Consider the following 11,964-nt stretch of genomic DNA (forward strand, 5'->3'; position numbering starts at 1 on the left):
GCCGCTTTCGCCACGTCAACCACTCGCACCGCCCGGCCCCGAACCCGCGCGCGTGGCGGCGCTGCCAACTTACTTGGCGAAAGGTGCCCTTCACCCCGACCTGATCCGCGTGAACTGTTGTGTTGGCGATTGGCGTATCGGGGGATGACCGGGTTGGGGCTGGGTATCGTGGCAGGGATGTCATCACTCGCGGACTGGCTGCGGGAGCGCAGCGACGGAGACCTCGTCGCGCTGCTCCGCGCCCGGCCCGACCTCGCGACTCCGCCACCGGCCGATACGTCGGTGCTGGCGACGCGCGTCGGGGTGCGCTCCTCGGTCGCGCGGGCCTGCGAAGACCTCGACTCCGTCACCCTCGCCACGCTCGAAGCGCTGGTGCTGCTCGACGCCGATGCGGCCCCGGTGTCGCTGGACTCGGTCGCCGAACTGCTCGGCCGCGATGTCACCGTCGAGCGCGCCCGCCGCTGCGTGGCGCGGCTGCGCGATCTCGCGCTGGTTTGGGGCGACGACGCCGAACTCGCCGTGTCCACGGCGGCGCGGGAGGTGCTGCCGACCTTCCCCGCCGGGCTCGGGCGGTTGGCCGAGCACCTCACCGAGTCCGCGGCGAAAGCCGCGCTGGCCGAACTCGACGAGGAAGAGCAGCGCCTCGTCGGCAAGCTCGCCGAAGGCGCGCCGATCGGCCGCACCAAGGACGCGGCCAGGAACGTTGCGCTGGCGCAGGCGACGAACCCGGTGCAACGGCTGCTGGCCAAGGGGCTGCTGCTGCGGCGCGACGCCGAGACCGTGGAGTTGCCGCGCCAGCTCGCCTTGGCCGTGCGCGGTGACCGGCCGATGGGTGCCGTCGAACCCGAGGAACCGCTGCCCGAGCTGACCGGACCAGGCCAGTCCACAGTGGACATGACGGCGGGTGGCGCGGCGCTGGAGCTGTTGCGGCACGTCGAAGCGCTGTTGCAGTCCTGGGGCGAGGAACCGCCCGACGTGCTGCGCTCCGGCGGTGTCGGGGTCCGCGACCTGCGCCGCACCGCCAAGACCGTCGAGATCGACGAGAACCAGCTGGGCCTGCTGGTGGAAGTCGCGGTCGCGGCCAACCTCATCGCGAGCAGCGAGAGCGCGGAACCCCAGTGGGTGCCCACCGTCCAGTCCGACACCTGGCTTGCCTCGCCGCCGGAGCAGCGCTGGGCGACCCTGGCGCAGGCCTGGCTCGACCTGCCCCGGCTGCCCGGCCTGATCGGCACCCGCGACGAGAAGGACCGGCTGCTCAACCCGCTTTCCGACGACCTGCGTCGGCCGCTGGCGCCGAAGGACCGCCGACGCGTCCTCGACCACCTCGACGAATTGCCCGGCGGATACGGCGCCCAGCCGGACGACGTCGCCGCGGTGCTCAGGTGGCGGGCGCCGCGCCGCGGCGGTCGACTGCGCGACGACCTGGTGCGCTGGACCCTCGCCGAGGCGACCTCGCTGGGCATCGTCGCGCTGCACGCGCTGACCACCGCCGGACGCGTCCTGCTCGCCGACGGATCCGCCGAAGCGGCGCGGCAACTCGCCAAGGCGTTGCCCGCACCGCTGGACCACGTGCTCGTGCAGGCCGATCTCACCGTCGTGGCGCCCGGTCGCCTCGAACCCGACCTCGCCGTCGAGATGAAACTCGTCGCGGACGTCGAATCCGCCGGTAGCGCAACCGTCTTCCGGATCAGCGACAGCAGCATCCGCCGCGCGCTGGACACCGGGTACACCGCCGACGACCTGCACGCGTTGTTGCGCACCCGCTCCCGCACGCCGATCCCGCAGTCGCTGACCTACCTCATCGACGACGTCGCGCGCCGCCACGGGCGGCTGCGCGCGGGAACCGCGGCGGCCTTCCTGCGCTGCGACGATCCGCTGCTGCTGGCCGAGATCCTGGCCAAGCCCGAGACCGAGGAACTGGAACTCCGCCGCATCGCGCCCACCGTGCTGGTCAGCCCGCTGCCGCTGGCCGACGTGGTGGAAGGGCTGCGCGCCGCCGGATTCACGGCGGTCGCCGAAGGCCCCGACGGCAACGTGCTCGACCTTCGGGAGCGCGGGCGGCGAGTGCGCGGCAGGAGCCGCCCCGCGCCGCCGGTGGCGCCGACCGCGCCGAACGAGGAGCAGTTGGGCGAACTGGTGGCGCAGCTGCGCGCTGGCGACCGCGCCAGCGCGGCACGGCGCGGCAGCACCGTGAGCCCGGAGCGCGGGCGGCCGAGCGCGGAGGCGACGCTGCAACTGCTGCGCGACGCGGCGCGGCAGCACCGGAGCGTGTGGCTGGGATTCGTCGACACGCACGGGGTGCGCAGTCAGCGCGTGGTGCGCCCGGTGAGCGTTGGCGGCGGAATCCTGCAGGGCTTCGACACCAGCAGCGAGGAACTCGGAAACTTCCCGCTGCACCGCATCATGTCCGTAGCCCTCATCGAGGACTGACCCGCCGCGGCACGCGAACTCCGATCAGCGGGCGGCTGCCATGCGCTGCCGCATCGCGTGTTCGACCAGGGTGATCAGGGCCTGCTTGGTGGACTCCCGGTTGCGGGCGTCGCAGGTGATCATCGGCACCGAGGCGTCGATGGTCAGCGCCTCCCGGATGTCCTCCGGCCGGTGGTGCATCACACCGTCGAAGGTGTTCACCGCGATGATGTACGGCAGCCCCCGATCGTCGAAGAAGTCGATCGAGGCGAACGCGTCCGCCAACCGCCGGGTGTCGACCAGCACCACGGCGCCGATCGCGCCGCGCACCAGGTCGTCCCACATGAACCAGAACCGGTGCTGGCCGGGCGTGCCGAACAGGTACAGGATCAGGTCCGAGTCCAGCGAGACCCGGCCGAAGTCCATCGCCACCGTGGTGGTGACCTTGCCCGGCGTCGCACTGAGGTCGTCGACCCCGACGCTGGCCTCGGTCATGACCGCCTCGGTGGTCAACGGCACGATCTCGGACACCGAACCGACGAACGTCGTCTTCCCGACCCCGAACCCACCAGCGACCACGATCTTCGTCGAGGTCTTCTGGTTGTTCGCAACCGACCGGGGATCAGAGCCTGCGAAGCCCACTGAGCACCCTCTCCAAGAACTCCATGGACGGCCGATCACCGACGACCATGCCACTGTCATGAATCAGAACCAGGCCGGTATCGGCCATGTCGCCGATCAGCACCCGCACCACGCCCAACGGCAGGCGCAGGTGCGCGGCCACCTCGGCCACCGAACGAGCTTCCATGCACAGCTCGGAAATCGAGCGGTGCTCGGCCCTCGACTGGGTCGCCTGCGTGCGACCGCGCTCGCTGGTGGTGACCAGCGTCTCGATAGCAAGATCATAATCGGTTCGGGTGCGGCCGCGCGTTCGGGCATAGGGACGCACCAGCGAGCCGCCGTCGAAGCCCTCGGATTGCGGCGGGTCGATGCTGGGGATCGCGGGCATTGAGCCCGAGATCGACGGCATGGACTGCGAAATCGGTGGCAACGGTCCCGAAATCGACGGCATCGACTGGGAAATCGGGGACATCGACTGCGAAACCGACGGCATCGAAACCGAAGGCGGCCCGCTGTCGGTCGACCGGGGCCCGGCCACCTCGGGCACCGAACTGTAGCCGGAGCCGAACAGGTCGGCGCCCGGTCCGCCGAACAACGCCCGGTCGTAGCCGCCGATCGAATCGGCACCCCGGCCGGACTCCACGTCGTCGCCGACGAAGTCGTCCTGCCAGGAGTCGGCGCTCAACCGCTTGTTGTAGAGGCGGAACAGGTCACCGTCCCAGTTGGGCTCGGAACCGCTGTTCATCGCGAGCTCCCCTCAGCATTCCCCTGCCGGAGTCACCGGCGCACCATGCCCTGCAGTTGCGCCCGCAATTCCGGAGTCAGCTGCCGCCCGACCCGCTCCACCAGCAGGGTCATCTCGTAGGCGACCAGGCCGATGTCGGCGTTCGGGGCCGCCAGCACCGCGAGGCAGGAACCATCGCTGATCGACATCAGGAACAGGTAGCCCTGCTCCATCTCCACCACGGTCTGGGTGACCTCACCGGCTTCGAAACAGCGCGCGGCGCCCTGGGTGAGACTGACCAACCCGGAGGCGACCGCGGACAACTGCTCGGCACGATCCCGCGGCAAACCCTGGGATCCGGCGAGCAGCAGACCGTCCGCGGAGACCACGACCGAGTGCGCCACGCCGGGCACCCGGCGCACGAAGTCGGTGATCAGCCAACTGAAGCTGTTGCTGCTCATCGGTTGCTGCACGGACCCGTTCACTCCTGCTCCTCGGGACGGCTCGGATTCGAGCGGGGTAGTTCACTGGAAACCGGTTCGGCCTTGGAATGCCTGCCCCGCTTGACACCTTGCTGGAAGTTCGCCATCCGACCGCGGATGGCGTCTGCCGAGCGCGGGGTGGCGGGCTTGCGGGGAGCCTACGGCGAGCGCGGCGCCGCCGAACCGGGCACCAGGTTCGTCTTGGGCACCCGCTTGGGCAACCCAGCTGGGGTGGTCTCCTGGACGTGCTGCTGAGCTTGCAGCACCGCCTCCGCCGCCTTCCAGCCGACATCGGCCGAACCCCAGCCGGGGTCGGGCGTGGTGGTGCGCGGCACCTCTTCGACGGGCGGCGGCGGGAAGCTCGGCTCGGCGACTGGCGGCGCACTCGGCCGGACCGGCAGGACCGGTTCCGGTTCGATCTGCTGGACCGGTTCCGGTTCCGGTTCGACCGGCTGGACCGGTTCCGGGGCACGAGTCGCCGCCACCGGCTCTTCGTCCCCATCGGACTCGCGGAACCACTGCGAAAGCACGGCTTCGTAGATCGGCAGACGTTGGGTCGGCGCGTCGTCCATGTCCCAGGAGATCCCTCTCGGCTCGTCGTCGGCGAACGCCGGCGCTCGGCCTTCGGTGCCCTCCACCGGACCGCCCCCTTGGGTCCGGGCAACCGGGGCCGGCTCGTGCCGGGTTCCGTTGTCCGCGGCGCCCCCGGAATCCGCAGAGCCGAAACCGGCTCCGCCGAGCCCGGTCCCGTTCAGCCCGTTGCCGTTGTGCACCGGCTCGTCCAGGCCGGACGGGTATTCCGTCGGCATGAACCGGGCGGTCTTCTCCGCCTCGTACGGGCTGTGGAACAAGTTGGCCGTTTTTTCGACGGGATCCGGTGGAACACCGCACTGGCCGTCGAATCCGTCCGAGTACGGCCTCCCGATGTTCTCCTCGCCGGGCCATTCCTCGGCGCGGACAACGTCGTCCGCGGGCGCCTTCGAGACATCGTCCCACTCCGGGACGTCGGTGGCGCCGAACGAATCGCCGGAGGAAACGGTCACCGAGTACTGGGTCGACAGCTCGGTGTCGTCGAAGTCCGGTTCTTCCCGCTGTTGCGGGTGGAACGCGGTGGGCGGATCGATGCCCGACAGCGACGGCAGCGGGGCGCGCTCGGTGGGCGGATCGATCCCGCGGTCGATTCCCGCCGCGGCACGACCGCCGAACGCGGCGGCCAGGCCGAGGTGGGTGCCGGTCTCGCTGACCGATTCGCGCCGGTCGTCGGCGATCGCCGAGCGCGGCACGTCCGGCATCGGCATCGGGCCGTCCGGGGTCAGCTGGACGACGAACTCGCCGGCCAAGTGCACCGTCGCGGTCACGCCGCCTTCCAGGTTGTCGTTGTTGTGCAACTCGACCAGGATGTTGTGCCGCCTGGCCAGCTGCCCGACCACGAACAGCCCCATCCGGCGGGACACCGCGACGTCGATCTCCGGCGGCCGGGTGAGCCGATCGTTGATGTCGTGCAACTCGCTGGCGTCGATGCCGACGCCGCGGTCGCGGATCTCGATGACGAGTTCCTGCCTGCGGTAGGCGGTGCGGACGGTGACCTCGGTGTCCGGGTTGGAGAACACCGTGGCGTTCTCCAGCAGCTCGGCGACCAGGTGCACGAAGTCGTTGACCACCCGGCCCTGGATGGCCAGGTCCGGTGCGTCGACCACGGCCACCCGCGCGTACTGCTCCACTTCGGACACCGCCGCGCCGAGGACCTCGTTGAGCGGCACCGGGCGCATCATCCGGCGGGTCAGGTCGGTGCCGCCGAGGATCAGCAGGTTCTCGTTGTTGCGGCGCATGCGGGTCGCCAGGTGGTCCAGCTCGAACAGGCTGCTCAGCTGGTCCGGGTCCTGCTCGTCCTGCTCCAGCCGGTCGATCAGGGCCAGCTGCCGCTGCACCAGGGTTTGGCTGCGGCGCGCCAGGTTGACGAACAGGTCGTTGACGTTGGTGCGCAGCAGCGCCTGTTCGGCGGCCAGTCGCAGCGCCTGCTGGTGCACCGCGTCGAAGGTCCGGGCGAGCTGGCCGATCTCCTCGCGGGAGTGCACCGGCACGGGCGGCACGGTGATCTGGCTGCCGGTGCTCGGGTTCTGGTTCACCCGGTCGATCGCGTCGGGCAGGCCGTGCTGCGCGATCTCCAGGGCGCCGCTGCGCAGGGTGCGCAGCGGACGCAGGATCGAGCGCGCGATGTAGAACGCGACGCCGAAGGCGACCACGAGCAGGAGCAGCAGCAGCGCCGAGTCGCGGATCAACGACCACTGCGCGGCACCGGCCAGCGAGGCGGCCTCGTCGTGGAAGTCGCCCAGCACCTCGTCTTCCACCGAGCGGACCAGGTCGGTGCGCTTGCCGGACTCCTGACCCCATTCCAGCGGGTTGATGCCCAGCGGCTCGTCGCGGTCGGCCGCGATCAGCGCGGTCTGCTCGATCTGCTCCGACCGGTCGACCTCGGCACCGGCGACTCGCGCCGCGTAGAGGGCACGCTGCTGCGGGTTGGCGGAGTTCTCGAACTCCGCGTAGGCAGCCTCGAACCGGGCGTTGGCGGCGCGCACCGCGTCGGTCTGCCCGGTGATGAACTCGCCCCGCAGCCCGGCGCCGAGCAGGATCGAACGCTGCTGGGCGAGCTGCTCCTTGGCCCGGCCGAGTGCTTCGGAAGCCCGAGCGGTCTGACTGACCTGGGTGTTCCCAGCGGAGGTGGTGACCGTCCGGTTGATCTGCTGCAGGCTGTCGAGCACCGAGCCGTAGGCGACCAGCGTCTGCGGGCCGGTGAAGCCAGCGTTGATGGTGGTGCGCAGGGCGCCCAGGCTGTTGAGCCGGTCGACGGCGCCCTGGTAGGCGCCCTGGACCTCCGGCGAGAAGGTCACCACTCGCGCGTCGAAGGCCCGCAGCTGCTGCGTCGCCGTGTCGACCCGCTGGTTCTGCGTGGTGTAGTCGCCCTGCGCGGTGGGGCCGTGCACGGTGGTGAACACGATCGCGAAGTCGCGTTCACGCTGCAGCTCGTGGCTCAGGTTCGCGGCCTGCTGGGCCAGTTCGACCTGCTCGACGATGGTGTTCAGCCGGGTTTGGGTGGCCAGTCCGTCGTACACCCGGATACCGCCGACGGCCAGGGCGGCCAGCGTCGGTACGAGCAGGACGGCGGCCATCTTGTACCGGAGGCGCCAGTTGCGCAGCCACAACTTCTTGGTCCGGACGGCAGCAGGTTTCGCGGCTGCTCCGGTATCGGGGTCGTTGTTGAGCATTCCTGTTTCCTGCGCTGCGGCGGACATGTGCGACACCGCCACGGCTAGTTGCCTCTCCGCGCCGCGACAATGTTGATCATCGTGCCAGGAATGTGCCCGCGTGCCGACGTAGGGCCGTCGGGAACCCACGAGCGGGTCAGCAGTGCCTCGACTCCTGTCGAGCTACCGAAGACCCTGACTCTGTCAGCCGGGCTTGCCATCACACTCCCTGGTCACAACGTGCATCCCCCGAAGCAGAGGCCGGTCACCTCGACGGGCGAGACTATACTTAACTAGGCGTCACAAGTCAGGCCCCCAGAGCTAGAGTTCATCACTCGGTCGAGTGGTATGAACAACAACTAGGCCAAATGCGTGACGGCGGGCCGGTTACAACTGGTTGCCAACCGCAGATCAACTCCCCGCGCCCGAGCCGCACCCAACGCCCCTGGCGGAAAATCGCCACTCGCGCCATCGCGCGCCGGATCGCCGGACCGGCGCAAGATCGAATTGTGGTGTCGATGGGCCTTTTGGTCGAATGCGCCGTGTGCTGAACGCGGAACCCAGCTACACGAGCAGAACTGCACTTGTGTTCGAAGACAGCGGGCTAATTCCCCCGAATTGCGGAGTCCACATTCGTTTATCCGTCACAATCCGCCGTCGGCTAGTCCTAATGGAGTGAGCCAGGCAACACGTTGGCCAGATGTGTGACAACAAGCTAGTTACGCCTGGTTGTCGCATGTGGTCCAACCTTCTACAGTTTCCGTGCACCAACCCCGCCGCAGCTTCCGGGAGAATCGATGCACCGCCGACGGACCACAGCACCCAACCGGTCCAACGTCGTTGCGCAATCCGCCTGTCCTCCCGGGTCATAATCGCGACGACGCCGTCCATCCCGAATATCGGCCACGAAACCCGTGGCAGCGGCTCAGCGTCGACCCGTCCCTCTCCCGGCGCGCGGCACCACAACAACCGCGCACCGCACCCCGATGCCAGGAGGATCCAGAGATGAGTTCCGTTCCCCGCAGCCTCCCGCGCCGAAACCTGCTGAAGATCGCAGGTGGAATGGTCACGGCGGGTGCCGTGATGGGCGCCAGCGGTTGCGGACTCCTCGGCGGTTCGGAAGCGCAGCAGGGCGGCAACAACCAGGTCGAGAAGGCGAACCTGCGGATCGGCGGACTGCCGACCAGCGAGATCGCCCCGCTGCACTTAGCGGTGCAGAACGGCCTCTTCCAGCGGGAAGGCCTCAACGTCGAGGTCATCACCGCCGTCGACGGGGGCGCCGCGCTGAACAGCACCATCGGCGGTGACTACGACATCACCTTCAGCAGCTACGTGCCCATCTTCGCGGCCCAGGCGCAGGGCGTCGCGCAGCTGAAGATCGTCGCGGACTGCGCGTCGAGCGTCCCGAACACCTGCATGATCATGGCGCCGCCGGACTCCGGCGTGCGCACTCCGCAGGACCTCGCGGGCAAGCGCATCGCGATCAGCGGCGCGCGCACCATCTCGGAACTGATGGCCAAGGCCGCGATGCGCGCCCACGGTGTGGACTTCAGCAAAGTCGAGTGGGCTCCGATCGGGTTCGCCGCCATGCCCAACGCACTGCGGCAGCGCCAGGTCGACGCGGCGTTCGTCGTCGAACCGTTCCTGACGCTGTCCGCCCGTGACGCCGGAGCGATCCCGGTGGTCGACACCGCGACCGGACCGCTGGAGGACCTGCCGCTGGGCGGCTACGTCTCGCTGGCCAAGTTCGCCGAGGAGAACCCCCGAACCGTGGCCGCGTTCCAGCGGGCGATGGACGCCGCGGTCGCCGAGGCGCAGGACCGCAGCAAGATCGAGCCGCTGCTGCCGAAGTTCGCCAAGATCGACGAGAACACCGCGTCCATCATCACCCTGCTGAAGATGAACTCCCGCGCCGACGCCACCCGCCTGCAGCGGATTCCCCGCCTGATGCGGGAGTTCGACTACATCGACAAGGACGTCGACGTGGCGAGCATGATCGTCACTCCGCCGCAGAGCTGATATCGGGAAATGACCAAGACATTCCGGGGATTGGTCGGGCTGCTGGGCTTCCTGCTCATCTGGGAAGCCTTCAGCCGGTCCGGGATCGTCCCCCAGCTCTACTTCCCGCCACCGTCCACAGTGCTCGCCCGGTTCGTCGAACTGCTCGGCGACCCCTCGTTCCTGCTGGACCTGATCGCAACCATGCTGGCCTGGGCGATCGCGCTGGGCATCTCCGTCGCCGTCGCGGTACCGGCCGGGCTGCTGCTCGGCAGCGTGCGCGGCATCCGGGTGGCCAGCCGAGCGATCATCGAGTTCCTCCGCCCGATCCCGTCGGTGGCGCTCATCCCGCTGGCGATCGTGCTGGTCGGCGGCGGCCCGGAAACCAAGATCGCGCTCGCGGTGTACGCCGCGGTGTGGCCGATCCTGTTCAACACCATCTACGCGTTGGACGAGATCGACCCGGTCATGGTGGAAACCGCGCGGTCCTTCGGGCTGGGCCGGGGCCGGGTGATGTTCACCGTGGCGCTGCCCAACGCGGCACCGTTCGTGCTCACCGGCATCCGGATGTCCGCGGCGGTGGCGCTGATCCTGGTGGTCAGCACCGAGTTCCTGGCCGGTGGTGGTAGCGGGCTGGGCAGCTTCGTGCTGGATGCGAGCCTCGGCGCCGGCCGGATGGACCTGGTGCTGGCGGGCACGCTGGTCGCGGGCATCGTCGGCTACCTCGTCAACGAGGTCCTGGAACTGGTGCACAAGCGCGGACTGCGGTGGAGCACGGTGGACCGGGAGGCGTTGTGATCAAGGTGCACGGATTCCTGCGGCGCTGGTTGGTGTTCATCGGCGCGATCGTGGCGTGGGAACTGCTCACCCGCGTCGCGCAGCACCCGTTCTTCCCACCGCCGACGCAGATCGTCAGCGCCGCCGGACAGCGGTGGTTCAGCGGACCGGCGTCGTCGCTGTTCCTGACCGACACGGTGTTCAAGGACCTGCTGGCCAGCCTCGGCCGGATCGCCGCTGGTTGGCTGCTCGCGGTGGTGCTCGGCGTCGGGCTGGGCACGCTGCTCGGCCGCTCCCGCACCGCGCTGGACTACTTCGGACCGGTGATGGCGTTCATGCGGTCCGTTCCGCCGCCGGTACTGGTGCCGGTCTTCCTGGTGCTGCTGGGCATCGGCGTGCAGATGCAGATCACGGTGATCGTCTTCGGCGTGATCTGGCCGATCCTGCTGAACACCGTCGACGGCGTCCGCTCGGTCGATCAGGTCAAGATCGACACCGCCCGGTCGTTCCGCATCCCCCGTGCGCACTGGGTTTTCGGGGTGGTGCTGCCCGCGGCGACGCCGAAGATCTTCGCCGGACTGCGGGTGAGCCTGTCGTTGGCGCTGGTGCTGATGGTCGTCTCGGAGCTGGTCGGCTCCACCAACGGCATCGGCTACCGGCTGATGCTCGACCAGCGGCAGTTCGACTTCCCCGCGATGTGGGCGGGCGTCGTCCTGCTGGGCGTTCTCGGATACGTGCTCAACACCCTGCTGCTCGCGGTGGAACGGCGAGCGCTGAGCTGGCAACCCTCGCAGGCGCACCAAGTAGTCGGAGGCTGATTCACGATGACCGGATCCACGACCATGCTCGAAGTCTCCGAGCTCGGACACCGCTACGGCGGCGCGAACGGTCACCAGGCCATCGCCGACCTGACGTTCCAGGTGCGCACCGGTGAGCTGGCCTGCATCGTCGGCCCGTCCGGTTGCGGCAAGTCCACGCTGCTGCGGGCGATCTCCGGGTTGATCCAGCCCAGCGGCGGCGGTGTGCGGTTGCACGGCGACCCGGTGCAGGGCGTGCCGTCCGATCTGGCCGTGGTGTTCCAGGACTACAGCCGCTCGCTGTTCCCCTGGCTCTCGGTGCGGGCCAACGTCGAGTTCCCGTTGCGCTCCAGGGGTTTGCGCAAGGCCGAGCGGCGCAGCCGGGCCGACGAGGTGCTGGAGTGGGTGGGTCTTGGCGCCGCCGCGCGGAAGTACCCGTGGCAGCTCTCCGGCGGCATGCAGCAGCGGGTGTCGATCGCCCGCGCCCTGGCCTGCCGTCCGGCGCTGCTGCTGATGGACGAGCCGTTCGCCTCGGTCGACGCGCAGACCCGCTTCGAGCTGGAGGACCTGCTGCTGCGGGTCCGCAAGCAGTTCGACAGCACGGTCCTGCTGGTCACCCACGACATCGACGAGAGCATCTACCTGGCGGACCGGGTGTTCGTGCTGTCGAAGTCCCCGGCGTCGATCGTCGCGGACCTGGAGATCCCGCTGGGCACCGAGCGCGACCAGATCACCACCCGCGAGTCGGAGACCTTCGTGCACCTGCGCAGCGAGGTGGCCCGCCTGCTGGAGGTCCGCAGCGCCCAATCAACGCCCGCCAGGACCCAGACTCCTGAGGACACCACCGCGAAGCAGTGGGCAGCAGCGGAACGCGCCGAAACCGCAAAACCCGCCCACCGCGCCTGAGAACCGAG

General features: G+C 69.3%; 9 protein-coding genes. 5 read left to right on the forward strand and 4 right to left on the reverse strand.

Annotated features, from left to right (window positions below):
- The first annotated feature begins 177 nt into the window (after positions 1–177).
- The gene (locus ACTWQN_RS26380; protein ID WP_443206265.1) at positions 178–2,430 is read left to right on the forward strand and encodes a helicase-associated domain-containing protein; all 2,253 of its coding nucleotides are present in this window, start codon (positions 178–180) and stop codon (positions 2,428–2,430) included.
- A 24-nt stretch (positions 2,431–2,454) separates the two neighbouring features.
- Here the strand turns inward: ACTWQN_RS26380 and ACTWQN_RS26385 are convergent, their stop codons facing one another.
- The 4 genes from ACTWQN_RS26385 to ACTWQN_RS26400 form a co-directional block, all read right to left on the reverse strand.
- On the reverse strand, positions 2,455–3,051 hold the full coding sequence (locus ACTWQN_RS26385) for a GTP-binding protein (protein WP_443206266.1): 597 nt from the start codon (positions 3,049–3,051) through the stop codon (positions 2,455–2,457).
- Entirely contained in the window at positions 3,032–3,775 is a 744-nt protein-coding gene (locus ACTWQN_RS26390) for a DUF742 domain-containing protein (protein WP_443206267.1), read from the reverse strand. Before ACTWQN_RS26390 ends, ACTWQN_RS26385 begins: the two co-directional genes overlap by 20 nt.
- 32 nt (positions 3,776–3,807) lie before the next feature.
- Positions 3,808–4,215 carry a roadblock/LC7 domain-containing protein gene (locus tag ACTWQN_RS26395; RefSeq protein WP_063713963.1) on the reverse strand — a complete coding sequence of 136 codons (408 nt, stop codon included), beginning with the start codon at positions 4,213–4,215 and terminating at the stop codon, positions 3,808–3,810.
- Positions 4,216–4,394: 179 nt separating this feature from the next.
- Complete coding sequence (locus ACTWQN_RS26400) at positions 4,395–7,526, reverse strand: nitrate- and nitrite sensing domain-containing protein (protein ID WP_443206268.1); 3,132 nt, start codon at positions 7,524–7,526, stop codon at positions 4,395–4,397.
- Between the two features lie 957 nt (positions 7,527–8,483).
- On the opposite strand from ACTWQN_RS26400, the gene ACTWQN_RS26405 reads away from it, so the two are divergent.
- Genes ACTWQN_RS26405 through ACTWQN_RS26420 form a run of 4 tightly spaced genes read left to right on the forward strand, consistent with a single transcriptional unit; the run spans position 8,484 to position 11,956 of the window.
- Positions 8,484–9,497, forward strand: coding sequence for an ABC transporter substrate-binding protein (locus ACTWQN_RS26405; protein WP_443206269.1), 1,014 nt, complete (start codon positions 8,484–8,486; stop codon positions 9,495–9,497).
- A 9-nt stretch (positions 9,498–9,506) separates the two neighbouring features.
- Positions 9,507–10,274, forward strand: a complete 768-nt coding sequence (locus ACTWQN_RS26410) for an ABC transporter permease (RefSeq protein WP_443206270.1) — start codon at positions 9,507–9,509, stop codon at positions 10,272–10,274.
- Entirely contained in the window at positions 10,271–11,071 is an 801-nt protein-coding gene (locus ACTWQN_RS26415; RefSeq protein WP_443206271.1) for an ABC transporter permease, read from the forward strand. Before ACTWQN_RS26410 ends, ACTWQN_RS26415 begins: the two co-directional genes overlap by 4 nt.
- Before the next feature lie 6 nt (positions 11,072–11,077).
- The gene (locus ACTWQN_RS26420; RefSeq protein WP_443206272.1) at positions 11,078–11,956 is read left to right on the forward strand and encodes an ABC transporter ATP-binding protein; all 879 of its coding nucleotides are present in this window, start codon (positions 11,078–11,080) and stop codon (positions 11,954–11,956) included.
- The last annotated feature ends 8 nt before the right edge of the window (positions 11,957–11,964 follow it).

It is taken from the genome of Saccharopolyspora antiqui (assembly GCF_052246905.1).
Lineage (GTDB): Bacteria > Actinomycetota > Actinomycetes > Mycobacteriales > Pseudonocardiaceae > Saccharopolyspora.